Below are 15,424 nucleotides of genomic sequence, written 5' to 3' on the forward strand. Positions count from 1 at the left end.
TGTGATCAAGCCCCGCCGTCCCGCATACCCTGGTGATGGCTCATGAACAGACGGCCACGGAACCAGTCGTCCCAGCCGCCGGCCTTGAGCCGGTCGAGCACCGGGCCTTTGACTTCACTGAGGTCCAGCCGCCGACCCTGCCGGGCCAGCGCATCATGCAGATCCTTCAGCGCGCTCAGGCCGCTGAAATCGATGCTGTTCACCGGCGACATCTGCAGCAGCACCCGCCGGGTGCCGGGGTGCGTGTCCAGATGGGCCTGGACCACGTCGGCCAGGCTCCGGCCGTTGAGGAACAGCAGGCTCTCGTCAATGCGCAGGCCCAGCACCTCCGGATGCAGCTCCACCTGATAGCGCTCCACATTCCGATAGTGCTCGGTGCCCGGAATGCGGCCAATCAGGGCCACATGCGGTCGTGCGCTGCGCTTGAGCAGCAGCGCGATGGCGCCCATCACCCCCAGGCCCAGGGCCGCGGTGATGCTCACCCCCAGCACCAGCAGCGTCACCGCCGCCATCAGCAGCGCCTCGCCCCGGTCATATCGCCAGGCTTCCCGGTAAGGCTGCAGCGCCAGACCCGACAACACCGCCACGATGATGCTCGCCGCCAGCACTGGCTTGGGACACCAGGCCAGCACCGGTGACAGCGTCATCAAGGCCAGGCCCATCAAGGCCGCCACAAAGACGCCGGTCATCCGGGTTCGGCTGCCAGCGTCGCTCATCAACACACTCCGCGAGAAACTCGCGGCCGCCGGCATGCCGCCCGTCAAGGCCGCCGCCAGATTCGCCCCTGCCAGTCCCATCAGCTCCCGACGCGGATACACCCGCTGACCCACCCGCCGCGCCAGCGATTCAGCCACCGCCAGGCTGGAGACATACCCCAGCAGCGCAATCAAGGCCGCACCGGGCAGCAGCGCGGTCCACAAGTCCGGATCCAGGCGCGGCACCGTCAGATGCAGCGCCAGCGGCGGCAGCGTGCCGACCCGCGCCAGGCCCTGCGGATCGAGCGCCCACGCCGCCGCCACACCCGCCAGCAGCACGCCCAGCGGCGCCAGTCGCGCCGGCAACCCCTTGGGCAGCCGTCGCACCACCACCAGCGCCACCAGCGCCGTCAGGCCGAAGGCACTGCTCACCCAGCGCAGGTCGAAGCCGTGCTGCATGGCGGATGACCACAGCTCGGGCACAGTGGCGCCCGAAGCCGTCAGTCCCAGCAGCACCGGCAGCTGACTCGCAGCGATGGCCAACGTGGCGCCGGTCTCGAAGCCATGCAACACCGGCACCGACAGCAACGCCGCCAGAGCGTCCAGCCGCAGCAGCGCCGCAGCGCCCAGCAGCAGCCCCACTTCCGCTGCCAGCACCAGTGCCGCCTCGCTGGGGCTCACCCCGGCCGGCGCCAGTTGCAGGGTCTGCAGGATCATCAGCGCCAGCACCGCCACCGGTCCGACATTCAAAAACGGACTCGAGCCCAGCGCCGCATACATCAGCGGCGGCATCAGACTGGCATAGAGCCCCACCTGCGGCGGCAGCCCCGCGAGCATGGCGTAGGCCAGGCTCTGCGGAATCAGCAGCACGCTGACGACGATGGCCGCCACCAGGTCGTCCTTCAGGCAGGCCTGCAGATACGTCCGCACGCGGTGGCGCAGCGGATGGGCGGAGTCGTTCAGGCGCATGACGGCTGAGGCACGGCCTCTTCCGGTCCGAGCAGCGTCTGCAGCCGGACCAGTCCACGGCTGCAGGCCGCCTCGAAGTCAGTCTCGACCCGCGACAGCGCCTGCGCATCATCCGCCTGCACCGCCTCGATGCCATGCGCCCGGTTCCGACCCTGGGACTTGGCGGTGTAGAGCGCCATGTCCGCCCAGTTGACCGCCTGTTCCCAGTGCTGAGGCAGGTGGGCCGGGGCCAGCGGGAAATGGGCATAGCCGATGCTGGCCGTCACCCGCAGTTGACCGTCGGGGATCGGCACCGGCTGGCTGCCGACCCCTGCCAGGATGCGTTCCGCCAGATGCTGCAGCGCCGAGGGCGCCACGCTCGGCGCGAAGACCAGGAATTCCTCGCCGCCCCAACGCACCACCAGGTCATCGGACCGCACCGCTGCGCTGATCCGCCGAGAGATCTCGCGGATGACCATGTCGCCGGCTGCATGCCCGTGCCGGTCGTTGACCTGCTTGAAGTGATCGATGTCGATCATCAGCAGCGCCCCGTGGAAGGCATCTCCCGCCTCGCGCTCCATCACCGCCAGGAAATGCCGGCGGTTGGCCAGCTCGGTCAGCGGATCACGTTCACTCTGGGCGCGGAGCAGGCTCTGGTTGGCCTTGAGCCGCTTGTTGGTGTCCCGCACCCGCATCAGCATCACGCCCATCAGCACCACGGACATCCCCAGCAACACCGCCAGGCCCACGCCCACATACTGGGCCAGGCGCCGGTTGGTCAGCTCCTGGCTCTGCAGCGCCTGCTGGCGGCGCGCCAGCTCCAGATCGCGCTGGCGGGCTTCACTGTCGTATTTCTGGCCGAGCTGCCGCAGCGCCGACTCGCGCTTGCGCTGCGCCGTTTCCGCGCTGAGGGTGCGTTCTTCGTGATACAGCCGCAAGGCTTCACGCGGCTGATTGACCGCCGCATAGGCCTCGCCGAGCTCCCGCAACTGCAGGATGCGGCGCACTGCATCGTTGTCGCCGCGGGCCAGCTCGATCACCCGGTTGATCTCTCGCCGGGCCGCGTCGAACTGACGCAGCAGCACCAGCGAGACCGACAGGTTGTGCCGCAGCGTGCGCTCGAGTTTCTGGTCGCCAAACTCCTGCACCACCGGCAGCGCCTGACGCGCCAGCATCGCGGCGCGCGCCGGCTGATGGGTGTGCATGTAAGCGTCGGCGAGGCTGGCCTGCATGCTGGCCACTTCCCGCCGGGCCGTGGTGTGGGCCGCCAGGCGCAGGCCGTCTTCCAGCAGCGCCAGCTGGGCCTTGGTGTCATTGCGCAGCGCCGCCATGCTGGACTCGACGATGCGCATCCGTACCGTCGCACCCACATCGCCCTGGGCCAGCTGCAGCGCCTGGTTCATCCAATGCTGCGCCTGCGCGGGTTGGTCCATGTCCTGAGCATTGGTGGCCAGCTGGGACATCACGATCAGCGTGGCGTAGGTGTCCGCCGCCGATTGCGCCAGATCGAGCGCGCGCAGCAGCCGCACCTCGGCCGACGCCGGTTCACCCCGCGCGCCCTGCGCGCGCGCCACGATGCGCAGCGCGGTGTAGGTGCTGCGCCAGTCGCAGCGCGGTCCGATCTGCAAAGGCGCCGACTCCTGCGGACAGCCCGGCTCCAGCTGCGACAGGGCCTGCTGGGCCAACTCACCGGCCTTGACCGGTTGACCGGAGCGGTCCTGCACCTCCGCGCGCAGCAGCAGCGCCAGAGGACGTCCACCGTCGCGCTGCTCCAGCTGGTCGGCCCAGCGACGCGCTTCCTCCATGTCGCCGGCAATGGCCTGCACCCGGCCGATGGTGTAGTCGATGCGCAGCAGATGGTCAGGATGACCGGCCTCGGCGCGGCTGTTGCGCAGGGTCTGCAGCGCCTTCAGCGCTTCATGGGGCTCGTTGTAGCCGGTGCGCTCCCATTGGGCGAGTTCGGTGTCGAGCTGGCGCTCACCGGATTCATGCGCCCAGGCCGAGGGGGCGATGGCGAGCCCCACGCCGAGCCCGAGCCCGAGGGCGACTTCCGCCGTGAGCAGCAGGGCGGCACCTGCCCGGCGCAGGGCATCGGCCACGGAGCGCAGGCGTCGCGCCGTGAACCGCAGCGGTCCCCGTCCCGCCCCGGTCATGTGCGTTCCTCCATCTGAGGACCCAGCAGGCTGATCAGATCCACCTGCCCCTGATGCCAGGCCGATTCCATCCGGCCCGCCAGGGCAAGCAGTTCCTCGCGAGTGGTCGCCTTGATGGCGGCGACGCCATAGGCCTTGTTGCGGCCATGCGCCTTGCTCATGTACATGACGGTGTCGGCCATGTCCACCGCACGCTCCCATTCCAGCGTGAGCCCGGACGGTGCCATCGGGAAGCTGGCAAAGCCGATGGAGGCGCTGACCGGGATGGACAGCGGCCCGTGGTCCACCGGCAGCCCGCCGAGCTGGTCGAGCAGGCGCTGGGCCAGCAGTCGTGCGTCCTCGGTGTTTTCCGAGCGCACAAGGATGAGGAACTCCTCCCCGCCCCAGCGCACCACCAGGTCCTGCTCACGCAGCACGCTGCGCAGCCGCCGGGCCACCTCCACCAGCACCGAGTCGCCGGCGGCATGGCCCCATTGATCATTGATGCGCTTGAAGTGGTCGATGTCGATCAGGAACAGGCTGCCGCGCAGCCCCTGCTGTGCATCACACCAGGCCTGCACATCCTTCTGGAAGTGCCGGCGATTGGCCAGGCCCGTCAGCGGGTCCCGCTCGCTCTGCACCCGCAGCGATTCGTTGGTCTGCGCCAGCGCGGCATTGGTCCGCCGCACCCGGCGATAGGCCGCCGCCAGCAAGGCGCCGGACAGCAGCACGCCCACGCCCACCTCGGCCCACAGCTTCAGCTGCAGGTCCCGATTGCGGATCTGCTCGGCCTTGAGACTGTTGTCCTGATTCAGCAGGCGGATCTCCCGCTGCCGCTGCTGGTCTTCGAACCGCGCCTGCGCTTCCAGCATCGCCTTGCGGGTCTCGTCCCGCAGGACCGCATCAAACAGCTGACGCGAGCGGTGGTAGGCATCCACCGCCCCTGCGATATCGTCCGCCTTCTCCAGATAGCGGCCCAGCTCCAGCCAGGAGTCGGCGGTGTAGCTGCTCGCCTCGCGCTGTGCATCCACGGTGATGGCCTGCATCACATCGCGTTTGCCTTCTTCCAGTCGCCGCAGGCCGATCTTGGCCAGACCCATGTTCTGACGGGCCAGGATTTCGGTATGGATGTCGTGCAGCTGGAGCGCCAGCACGTTGGCGCGCTGGGACAGGTCCAGCGCGCGGGAATAGTTTTCCTGGCGCAGCTCGAAGTCCGCCAGGTTGCCCAGCGCCAGCGCTTCGAGATAGCGGGAGCGCGCCTCCTGCGCATACCGCAGCGCCTGTTCGCCGCCCAGCTTGTTCAGGGAGGTGTCGGCGTCCTGCGAATGCACGATCGCCAGCATCGTGTAGACGTTGTAGAGAAGAACCGGGTCCGGATCGAGCTGGGCTGCGGTCATGGCCTCATCGAGGATCTGCTTGGCATGGTCCACCTGCTGCGCCCGGAAATACGAGAAGGCGAGGGTGACCTGGGCCGTGGCGGCGCGCCAGGTCGAGCCCATGGCGCGCGCCTGTTCGATCGCCTTGCCGACGCTGTCCACCGAGGCGTCCACCTCCCCGTAGTCGCTTTGCAGATACCCCCGCAGCAGCGTGGCGCGATACAGCATGCGCGGCTCGGCCGTGGTGACATCGAGTTCTCCCAGCCCCGCCAGTACCCGGATGCCGGCGCCGAGCTGACCGTTGTTCTTCAGCCATTGGGCTTTGGCCAGCATCAGCGCCAGGGGCACCTGCGCCCGCAGCGGCGAACTGTCGGGCCAGGTCTTCAGCGTCTCGATCGCGGCCTCATGACCGGTGCGGTCCCGGATCTGGGCCAGCAGCGCCGCCCGCTGACTGACTGCCTCCATCCGCTCGGCGCTGCCAGCGGGCAGCCGCGCTTCCAGGGCCAGCAGCTGCTGGACATGCTCCTGCGGCTGCGCCGCACCGATGCGCTCCTGCTGCTCCAGCTCCAGCGCCATCGCCCGGTCCTGGGCGGCGGGCGCCTCCGGGCCGGGCCCGACCGCGGGGTCGCGCGCTGGACAACCGGTCAGCAGGGACGCCGAACCCAGCACCACCGCCGCTACGCAGTGCCCCCACAGGCCGCTCCGATGGCGCCCCGACGCAGCGTCGTTCGACGCCAGCCGACCTTCACGCGCACCCCGGAAACGGGCGCACGCGAGCGCCTGCAGGGCCGATGCGTGGGGGGCTCGTGAACTCCGGAACATGTGCTTCGTGGCGGTGGGGCGGCGGGTGGCTGCTGGAATGGCGACGTTGTACGTGTTGTTACCGGTTGTCCTGACGGCGATCGTCGAGCAATCGTGTACTACTGCGCGAGGACGGAGGATAAGGCGTGCCGGCCCATCCGAGCGACCATCGCGCAGATCGGGCGTTCAGCGCCCGGATCGCTTCAGCACCGCATGCAGCAGGATGGCGCCGAAGGTCGCGGTACCAATGCCGCCCAGGGACATGCCGCCCAGGGACATGCCGCCCAGATGGAGCGTGTAGTCGCCAGTGCCGATCACCAGCGTGATGGCAGCCACCATCAGGTTGCGCGGATCCTTGAAATCAACCTGATGCTCCACCCAGATGCGGGCACCGGCCACGGCGATCAAGCCGAACACCACGATGCTCACCCCGCCCATCACCGCCAGCGGAATCGCCTGGATCAGCGCGCCGAACTTGGGCGAGAAGCCCAGCAGCAGCGCCATCAGCGCGGCGACCACGAAAACGGCCGTCGAGTAGATGCGGGTGGCGGCCATCACGCCGATGTTCTCGGCATAGGTGGTGACGCCGGTCCCGCCGGAGGCGCCGCTGATCATCGTGGCCACGCCGTCGCCGACAAACGCCCGCCCGAGGTAGGGCGTCATGTCCCGGCCGGTCATGGCGCTCACCGCCTTGAGATGGCCCAGGTTCTCTGCCACCAGGATCAAGGCCACCGGCACGATCATCAGGATGGCCTGCTGGTCAAAACGCGGTGCGGTGAAGGTAGGCAGGCCCAGCCAGGCGGCGGCCTGCACGCCGCTCAGGTCGATCGGCTTGCCCAGGCCCAGGCCGTTGGTGAGCAGGGCATAGAGCAGACTGGCGGCGATCAGGCCGGCCAGGATCAGCAGCCGGCGCACCATGCCGCGCCCATGCACGGCCACCAGGGCCACGCAGACGAAGGTCAGGCCCTGCATCCACGCGTCAAAGTGGGTCGGCGCCATGTTCTTGATGGGGACCGCCGCCAGATTCAGCCCGATCACCGCCACCACCGCGCCGGTCACCACGGGCGGCATCAGCTTCTCGACCCAGCCGCCGCCGACGGCCGCCACCACCAGGCCGATCACCGTGTAGACCAGCCCGCAGATGACGATACCGCCGAGCGCCGCTGGCAAATTGGGATTGGGGCCGCTGCCGCCGTAGCCGGTGGCGGCGATCACCACGCCGATGAAGGCAAAGCTCGATCCCAGGTAGCTGGGCACCCGGCCGCCGGTGATGAAGAAAAACAGCAGGGTACCGACGCCGCTCATCAGCACGGCCACGTTCGGGTCGAAGCCCATCAGCAACGGGGCCAGCACCGTCGCGCCAAACATCGCGATCACATGCTGAAGCCCCAGGGCGACCGTCTGCGGCCAGGACAGTCGCTCATCCGGCGCCACCGCCGTCTCGGGGCCGGCCGCCACAGCGCGCCAGCGCATCAACCCACTCATGTGCTTCTCTACCTCAGTGAAAACAGTCACCGAGTGTAGTGAGGCTGGCCGCGGGCGCTCTCGGGGCATGCCCGAAAGCGACCCGCAACCGGCATCAGGCCACGGCGGCTGCCGTATCCCGTCCGGTGTAGCCGCGTGGTACCGCGCCCAGCAGGTCCTGGGTGTATTTCATCTTGGGCGCCGCCAGCAGCGCCCGCGCATCGGCCTGCTCCACCACCGCGCCGTGCTGCATCACCAGCACTTCGTCCGAAATGAACTTCACCACCGCCAGGTCATGGCTGATGAAGATATAGCTCAGGCCGAATTCGTCCTGCAGGTCCTTGAGCAGGTTGAGCACCTGCGCCTGCACCGACACATCCAGCGCGGACACCGCCTCATCCAGCACCAGCACCTCCGGGCGAAGCGTCAGGCACCGCGCGATGGCGATCCGCTGGCGCTGGCCGCCGGAGAATTCGTGCGGATACTTGTGCAGCGCCGTTTCATCCAGCCCCACCCGCAGCAGAAGCGCGCTGGCCGTGGCCAGGCGCTCTTCATGCGAGGCGCCGATGCCGTGGATCTCCATCGGCTCCAGCAGGGTCTGCGAAATGGTGAAGCGCGGATTCAGCGAGGCATAGGGATTCTGGAACACCACCTGGATGCGGCGGCGCATCTTCTGCCAATCGGTGCCCGACATCTTCAGCAGGTCGCGCCCTTCAAACAGCACTTCGCCGCCAGTGGGTTCATGCAGGCGCAGCAGCGTCAGACCCATGGTCGTCTTGCCGGAGCCCGACTCGCCCACCACGCCCAGGGTGTGACCCTTGCGCAGCTGGAAGTCCACGCCCTTGACCGCCTGGAACTCCTGCTTGCTGAAGAGGCCCGACTTGAAGAAGAAGCTCTTGCGCAGGCCACGCGCTTCCAGAATGACCGGTGCGTTCGGATCCTTGGTCTTGCCACCGCCCTGGGCCTGACGGCCGGCGATGTGATCGTCGATCAACATCAGGCGGGCCGGGTTCTCCGTCAGCGACGGCCGGCAGGCCAGCAGAGCCTTGGTATAGGCATCCTGTGGTGCATGGAAGATCTGCGCCACCGGCGCCTGCTCGCGCACTTCGCCATGGCGCATCACCACCACATGGTCGGCGATCTCGCCCACCACGCCCAGGTCGTGGGAGATGAACAGCATGCTCATCCGGTGCTTGTCCTTCAGCCGGGCCAGCAGCTCCATCACCTGCCGCTGGATGGTCACGTCCAGCGCGGTTGTCGGTTCGTCGGCGATCAGCAGCTTGGGATTGCACGCCAGGGCCACCGCAATCATCACCCGCTGCTGCTGGCCGCCGGACATCTCGTGCGGATAGCTGCGCAGGCGCCGTTTCGGGTCGGGGATGCCGACTTCGTTGAGCAGCTCTTCCGCCCGCACCAACGCCTGACGACGGGACATGCCCAGATGCTTCATCAGCGGTTCCATGATCTGGTCCGCCACGGTGAACACCGGGTTGAGCGAACTCATCGGATCCTGGAACACGCAGGCAATCTCGCGGCCGCGCACCGCCTGCAGCTGGCGCAGGCTGGTCTTGAGCAGGTCCCGCCCCTGGAAGAGGATCTGCCCGCTGCGCTCGGCATTCTCCGGCAGCAGGTTCAGGATGGACATGGCGGTGACGCTCTTGCCCGACCCCGATTCCCCCACCAGCGCCACGGTGCTGTTTTCCGGGATGTCGAAGCTCACGCCCTTCACTGCCAGTGCCCGCTGCACCACGCCATCGACCTTGCCGACGCGGAAGGCCACTTTCAAGTCCTGAATACTCAGCAACATTGTTTCTCTCCAGGCTTCAGCGCAGCTTCGGGTCGAGCGCATCACGCAGCGCATCGGTGAACAGCGAGAAGGCGGTCACAAACACCGCCATGAACACCGTCACCACCGCCAGCTGCCACCAGTAGCCGAGGATCAGCTCGTTCTGGGCTTCGGACAGCATCGTGCCCCAGGAGACCTGATCGACGCTCACGCCCAGGCCCAGGTAGGACAGGATCACTTCGCTCTTGATGAAGGACACCACATGCAGCGAGAGCTGCACCAGGGCCACATGGGAGACGTTGGGCAGGATGTGCTTGAACATGCGCGAGGTGCGGCTGGCGCCGATGGCCTCGGCCGAGCGCACATATTCCCGCACCGAGTGCTTGATGAACTCGGCACGCACCAGGCGGTAGATGCCGGTCCAGCCGGCCAGGCCCAGGATCATCACCACCGGCAGCACGCCGCGGCCGAACACCACCGCGAAGGCGAAGATCAGCAGGATGTTGGGCATGGCGGTGAAGACGTTGTAGACCCACTCCAGGAAGTCGCCGACCTTGCCGCCGTAGAAGCCGGACAAGGCGCCCAGCACCGTGCCGATCAGCGTGGCGACCACGGCGGCGAGCACGCCGACCATGATCGAGATCTCTGCACCCTTGATGGCCTTGGCCAGCACGTCGCGGCCGAGCCGGTCCGCACCGAAGGGCAGGGTCTGCGCACGCGGCGATTCATCGGTCTTGTACTGCTTCGCCCGCTCGGCCCATTCGCCGTATTTCGGGGCGAGCGGGTCGATGTCGCTCAGATCCACATTCGGGCCCTTGGCGGTGGCCACCGCGGCAGTGGTTTCGGCGGCGCCAGGTCCCATGAAGGTGGGCGGGGCGTTGGGCACGCCGGTTTCCTTCTGCCAGTCGCCGGCCACCAGGCCCAGGCCTGCGGCCAGGACCAGCAGCAGCGCCAAGGCCACGATGACCAGGGCCGTCATGCCGACCTTGTCGGCCCGCATGCGGCGCCAGGAAGCGGCCCACACCCCTTGGGATTTCCGTGCCGGCGGGCTGCTGGTGCCGGCGGATGTCATCACACTGCTCATGCTGCGGTCTCCGTCCGTTGCGCCGTCACTTCAACACCACCCGCGGGTCGACCCACTTGTAGAGCAGGTCGGTGACCAGGTTGACCACCATGGTCATGGCCGCGATGTAGATCGCAAAGGCCTGGATGACCGGATAGTCGCTGCGGTTGACCGCCAGCAGGATCTCGCGGCCCAGGCCCGGAATCGAGAAGAACACTTCCAGCAGGAAGGAGCCCACGAACAGGCTGGGCAGCGCGACGGAGATGTTGGTCAGGATGGGTATCAGCGCATTGCGCAGCACATGCTTGAGCAGGATGGTGCGCTCGGTGAGGCCCTTGGCCCGCGCGGTGCGCACGTACTCATGGCCAATCTCGTCCAGGAAGAAGGTGCGGTAGAGCCGCGTGTAGGGCGACAGGGCCACCGCCACCGCCACGAACACCGGCAGCGGCGCATAGGTGGTGAGGTTGGTCCAGAGGCTGTCACTCCACCCCTGCACCGGGAACCAGCCGAGCTGGAAGGCAAAGACGTACTGGAAGACGATCACATACACCAGTAGCGAGATCGACACCGCGATGGTGGTGCCCATCATCACCACCCGGTCCACCGCACGGCCGCGCAGGTAAGCCACGATCAGCGCGAAGGGCACTGGCAGCAGCACCTCCAGCAGCAGAATCGGGATCATCACCGTCAGCGTGGCGGGCAAGCGCGTGGCGAAGAGATGGGCCACCGATTCATTCGTCGCCCAGCTCTTGCCCCAGTCGAAGGTCACGATCTGCTGGAGGAAGATCAGCAGCTGCTCATACAGCGGCTTGTTCAGCCCGAGCTGCTCGCGGATGGCCTGGATCTGATCAGCACTGGCATTGAGGCCGCCCAGCACTTCGGCAGGATCGCCGCCAAACCATTTGAAGAGGAAGAACACCAGCAGCACGACCCCCAGCAGCGTGGGGATCATTTGCCACAGGCGCCTGATCAGATAAGCCGCCATTGCTGGGGGACTCCATTCAAGCGACGCCACGGGGCGACAGAAAAAGCAAAACCCCGGACGCTTGTGACGGCCAGGGCCCTTCAGAACCAAATCACGCGCGAGTCTATGACAGCGCTCCAGGCACCCGCACCGGCATTTGCCCTGAATGCATCGGAGAAAACTGGGTCTGCACTTCGGTTGTTCCTGCAGTTGGGGCGTCCTGCGCCCTGGCGGGTGGCACGGGCGGGAAGCCGCATCGCGCTTGAGGGTTGTTGGCATGGTCAAGGGCGGTGCGCGCCCCTAGACTGCGCGTTTTATCGCGCGGGGTCACGAGCCCGGTGCGGCCGATTTTGAGGATGGTGTTTCGATGCGACGTTTGATGGCCTCGACCCGAGGCCTGGCCACGGCCCTGCTGTTTGGTGTCTCTTCCTGTTTCGTGCCCTGCTTCGCACAGGGCGTGGGTGCCTCCGCCCCTGCGTCTGCCCCTGCGTCCTCCGCTGTTGCGGTCGGGGCTTCGGCGGCGGTGCCCGCAGGCCCTGAGAAGGTGCTGCGCGTGGCCTATCGTCAGGCCGAGACCGGCTTTGATCCGGCCTATGTGACTGACCTCTATTCGCGCAACATCCTGGCCAACATCTTCGACACACCGCTGCGCTTCAGCTATCTGAAGCGGCCCTATCAGCTCGAGCCGTCCGTCACCGACGGGCTGCCGGAGGTGCTGGACAACGCCACCCGCTTCGTCTTCAAGTTCAAGCCCGGCATCTACTTCGCGGACGATCCGGTGTTCAAGGGCAAGAAGCGCGAGCTGACCGGCGCCGATCTCATCTATTCCATCAAGCGTCACTACGACCCGCAGGTCAAGAGTGGCCACCTCTATCGCCTGCAGGGCGCGGGCATCCTCGGTCTGGATGAAGTGCGCAATGCCGCGCTCAAGGGCGGCAAGCCCTTCGACTACGACCGCCCGGTGGACGGCCTGCGTCTGCTGGACAAATACACCGTCGAGATTCGCGTGCGCAACAGCGACCCGCGCTTCACCTACAACTTCGCCGACCCGATGCTGAGCCTCGTCGCCCGCGAGGTGGTCGAAGCGTATGCCGGCCATGTGGGGGAGCATCCGGTGGGCACCAATGCCTATCTGCTGTCGCAGTGGCGTCGCTCCTCGCTGATCGTGCTGACCCGCAATCCCAATTTCCGCGAGGTCTACTATCGCGAAACGGTGCCGGCACACCGGCCGGATCTGGCCGAGGATGTGAAGCAGCTGCAGGGCCGTCGCCTGCCGATGATCGACCGTGTGGAAGTGTCCATCATTGAAGAGAGCCAGCCGCGCTGGCTGTCCTACCTGCGCCGTGAGTTCGACCTGCTGGACGACCTGCCCAATGAATTCGCACCGGTCGCCATTCCGCAGAACAAGCTGGCGCCCAACCTGGCCAAGCAGGGTCAGCGCGCCGTCCGCTACGAGCGGGCGGACATCAGCATGAGCTACTTCAACATGGAAGATCCGGTGGTGGGGGGCTACACCGCCGACAAGATCGCGCTGCGCCGTGCCATTGGCCTGGCGATCAATCTGGATGAGCAGGTCCGCCTGCCCCGCCGCGGCCAGGCCAAGCCGGCCCAGGGGATCATCTCGCCGGGGGTGTTTGGCTACGACCCGCAGTTGAAGTCCGAGATGGGCGAGTTCGACCGGGCCCGCGCCAAGGCGTTGCTCGACCTGTATGGCTATGTCGACAAGGACGGCGACGGCTGGCGCGACCTGCCCGATGGCAGCCCGCTGACCATCGAATACACCACCGAGCCGGATGCTCAGAAGCGCCAGCTGGCCGAGCTCTGGCAGAAGAACATGACGGCCATCAACGTGCGCATCCGCTTCAAGATCGGCAAGTGGCCGGAGAACCTGAAAGCTGCGAACGCGGGCCGGCTGCAGATGTGGGGCCTGGGCTGGAGCGCCGACGTGCCGGATGGTGAGAACTTCCTGGGTCTGGCCTACGGGCCGAGCAAGGGTCAATCCAACAAGTCGCGTTTTGACCTGCCGGAATACAACCGCCTGTACGACCAGCAGCATTCCATGCCGGACGGTCCGGAGCGCCTGGCGATCATGCAGAAGATGCAGCGCATGGCGGTGGCCTACATGCCGTTCAAGGCGGAGACCCACCGGGTCTTCACCGACATCACGCAGCCGTGGGTGATCGGCTACGACAAGAACCTCTATCAGCGCGACTTCTGGGCTTATGTCGATATCGATACCGATGTGCTGCGCAAGTCGCAGTCCCACTGATCCCCATCTCCCTTCAAACGCCCGCTCCAGCCGACGTCGCTGGGCGCGGGCCGCCGCAGTGCCCATGCTGCTGGCGGCGCTGCTGGCCGGCCCGGTCGCCAGCCTGACGGCGCTGGCGCAGGCGTCCCAGGCCGACGGCAGCCCGCCCAAGGTGCTGCGTTTTGCGCTGCGGGTGGCCGAGACCGGGTTCGATCCGGCCAAGGTCAGCGATCTCTACTCCCGCATGATCACGCCCCACATCTTCGAGGGGCTCTACACCTACGATCACCTCGCCCGGCCCGCCCGCATGAAGCCGCTCACGGCCGCGGCGATGCCGGAAGTCAGCGATGACTTCCGCGTCTGGACGGTGCGCATCCGGCCCGGCATCTACTTCGCCGACGATCCTGCCTTCAAAGGCCGCCCACGTGAGCTGACGGCGCAGGACTATGTCTATTCGATCAAGCGCTTCGCCGACCCGGCGGTGATGTCGCCCAGCTGGGGTGAGATCGAAGAGCTGGGCTTGATCGGCTTGAACGACTACCGGACGCAGGTGCGCAAGCGCGGCATTGCGTTTGACTACGACAAACCCATTGAAGGCCTGAAGGCGCTGGACCGCTACACCTTGCAGTTCAAGGTGGCGGAGACCCGTCCGCGGCTGATGGAGAATTTCGCGCAAAGCGACCTGTATGGCGCGGTGGCGCGGGAAGTGATTGAGGCCTATCCCGGCCAGTCCGCCGCGCATCCGGTGGGCACGGGGCCGTTCATGCTGACCCAGTGGCGGCGCAGCTCCCGCATGGTGCTGGAGCGCAATCCCGTTTACCGGCCGCGTTTCTACGATCAGGAAGTGCAGCCGGCACCGGAGGACGCCGAGGGCCAGGCCCTGGCGGCTCGCTTCAAGGGTCGCCGTCTGCCGATGATTGATCGCGTCGAGATCAATGTGATCGAGGAGAACCAGCCGCGCTGGCTGTCCTTCCTCAGCGGCGAGTTCAACTTCATTGAACGTGTGCCCGAGGATTACATCAGCCAGGCGCTGCCCAACGGTCATCTGGCCCCGAATCTGGCGAAGCAGGGCATGAAGGCCTATCGCGTCTCGGCGACCGATGTGCTGTTCACCGCCTTCAACATGGAAGACGCGGTGGTGGGCGGCTACACGCCGGACAAGGTCGCCCTGCGCCGCGCCATTGGCCTGGCCATGGATGTGGACCGCGAACTGCGGGTGGCCCGCCGCGGCCAGGGCTATGTGGCGCAGTCGCTTTACCTGCCCAATACCAGCGGCTTCGATCCCGCCTTCAAGAGCGAGGTGGGGGACTTTGATCCCGCCCGCGCCAAGGCCTTGCTGGATCTCTACGGCTATGTGGACAAGGACGGCGACGGCTGGCGCGATCAGCCGGACGGCCGCCCGCTGGTGCTGGAAAGCCTCACCACGCCGGAGCTGTTCCAGCGCCAGATCGATGAGATCTATCAGAAGAATCTGGCAGCCGTCGGTCTGAAGCTGGTCTTCAAGACCGGCAAGTGGCCGGAGAACCTCAAGGCGATGCGGGCGGGTCGGTATTCCATCTGGTCGCTGGCGACGTCGGGCTCCAAGCCCGATGGACAGGACTCTCTGGCGCGGATGTACTCGGGTCAGATCAACGGTCAGAACTACGCACGTTTCTCATTGCCGGCCCTGGACAAGCTGTATGACGAGGCCAGCCATCTGCCGGATGGCCCGGAACGCGAGGCGGTGTTTCTGCAGACCAAACGCATCGCTGCGGCCTACATGCCCTACAAATATCGGGCGCACCGCTACATCACCGACATCACACGGCCGGAAGTGGTCGGCTACCGGCGCGCGCCCTTCTGGCAGAACTGGTGGGAGTATGTGGACATTGATCCGAACTGATCGGCTGCGTGGTCCCGCCGGTCTCAAGCCGGTCAGCGCCATCCTTCTGCGGGCTGCCGCTGCGG

General features: G+C 66.8%; 9 protein-coding genes. 2 read left to right on the forward strand and 7 right to left on the reverse strand.

What is annotated here, in order from left to right:
* Positions 1 to 5 precede the first annotated feature (5 nt).
* From FHS28_RS21680 to FHS28_RS21710, 7 genes are all read right to left on the reverse strand, one after another.
* Positions 6 to 1,664, reverse strand: a complete 1,659-nt coding sequence (locus FHS28_RS21680; protein ID WP_088453803.1) for a SulP family inorganic anion transporter — start codon at positions 1,662 to 1,664, stop codon at positions 6 to 8.
* Positions 1,655 to 3,796 (reverse strand): GGDEF domain-containing protein, encoded by a 2,142-nt coding sequence (locus tag FHS28_RS21685; protein ID WP_184295383.1) that lies wholly within the window; start codon positions 3,794 to 3,796, stop codon positions 1,655 to 1,657. The genes FHS28_RS21680 and FHS28_RS21685 overlap by 10 nt, the downstream gene beginning before the upstream one ends.
* Positions 3,793 to 5,727: a GGDEF domain-containing protein gene (locus FHS28_RS23920; protein WP_221194162.1), complete on the reverse strand. Its 1,935-nt coding sequence runs from the start codon at positions 5,725 to 5,727 to the stop codon at positions 3,793 to 3,795. The genes FHS28_RS21685 and FHS28_RS23920 overlap by 4 nt, the downstream gene beginning before the upstream one ends.
* A gap of 411 nt (positions 5,728 to 6,138) precedes the next feature.
* A complete protein-coding gene (locus FHS28_RS21695; RefSeq protein ID WP_088453801.1) occupies positions 6,139 to 7,437 on the reverse strand; it encodes a solute carrier family 23 protein in 1,299 nt (432 codons plus the stop codon).
* A gap of 94 nt (positions 7,438 to 7,531) precedes the next feature.
* Positions 7,532 to 9,265: an ABC transporter ATP-binding protein gene (locus FHS28_RS21700; protein ID WP_088453800.1), complete on the reverse strand. Its 1,734-nt coding sequence runs from the start codon at positions 9,263 to 9,265 to the stop codon at positions 7,532 to 7,534.
* A complete protein-coding gene (locus tag FHS28_RS21705; RefSeq protein WP_088453799.1) occupies positions 9,240 to 10,286 on the reverse strand; it encodes an ABC transporter permease in 1,047 nt (348 codons plus the stop codon). The genes FHS28_RS21700 and FHS28_RS21705 overlap by 26 nt, the downstream gene beginning before the upstream one ends.
* Positions 10,287 to 10,311: 25 nt before the next feature.
* Positions 10,312 to 11,250: an ABC transporter permease gene (locus FHS28_RS21710; protein WP_088453798.1), complete on the reverse strand. Its 939-nt coding sequence runs from the start codon at positions 11,248 to 11,250 to the stop codon at positions 10,312 to 10,314.
* A 346-nt stretch (positions 11,251 to 11,596) separates the two neighbouring features.
* Here FHS28_RS21710 and FHS28_RS21715 point away from each other — a divergent pair, with 346 nt between their 5' ends.
* Positions 11,597 to 13,498 carry an ABC transporter substrate-binding protein gene (locus FHS28_RS21715; protein ID WP_246410432.1) on the forward strand — a complete coding sequence of 634 codons (1,902 nt, stop codon included), beginning with the start codon at positions 11,597 to 11,599 and terminating at the stop codon, positions 13,496 to 13,498.
* Between the two features lie 64 nt (positions 13,499 to 13,562).
* Positions 13,563 to 15,359 carry an ABC transporter substrate-binding protein gene (locus tag FHS28_RS21720; RefSeq protein WP_088453796.1) on the forward strand — a complete coding sequence of 599 codons (1,797 nt, stop codon included), beginning with the start codon at positions 13,563 to 13,565 and terminating at the stop codon, positions 15,357 to 15,359.
* Positions 15,360 to 15,424 lie beyond the last annotated feature (65 nt).

It is taken from the genome of Roseateles terrae (assembly GCF_014192155.1).
Lineage (GTDB): Bacteria > Pseudomonadota > Gammaproteobacteria > Burkholderiales > Burkholderiaceae_C > Roseateles > Roseateles terrae.

Coding starts and splice junctions, on each gene's coding strand:
- FHS28_RS21680 (WP_088453803.1), bottom strand. CDS start 1,664: ATGCGCCTGAACGACTCCGCCCATCCGCTGCGCCACCGCGTGCGGACG.
- FHS28_RS21685 (WP_184295383.1), bottom strand. CDS start 3,796: ATGACCGGGGCGGGACGGGGACCGCTGCGGTTCACGGCGCGACGCCTG.
- FHS28_RS23920 (WP_221194162.1), bottom strand. CDS start 5,727: ATGGCGCTGGAGCTGGAGCAGCAGGAGCGCATCGGTGCGGCGCAGCCG.
- FHS28_RS21695 (WP_088453801.1), bottom strand. CDS start 7,437: ATGAGTGGGTTGATGCGCTGGCGCGCTGTGGCGGCCGGCCCCGAGACG.
- FHS28_RS21700 (WP_088453800.1), bottom strand. CDS start 9,265: ATGCGCTCGACCCGAAGCTGCGCTGAAGCCTGGAGAGAAACAATGTTG.
- FHS28_RS21705 (WP_088453799.1), bottom strand. CDS start 10,286: ATGAGCAGTGTGATGACATCCGCCGGCACCAGCAGCCCGCCGGCACGG.
- FHS28_RS21710 (WP_088453798.1), bottom strand. CDS start 11,250: ATGGCGGCTTATCTGATCAGGCGCCTGTGGCAAATGATCCCCACGCTG.
- FHS28_RS21715 (WP_246410432.1), top strand. CDS start 11,597: ATGCGACGTTTGATGGCCTCGACCCGAGGCCTGGCCACGGCCCTGCTG.
- FHS28_RS21720 (WP_088453796.1), top strand. CDS start 13,563: ATGCTGCTGGCGGCGCTGCTGGCCGGCCCGGTCGCCAGCCTGACGGCG.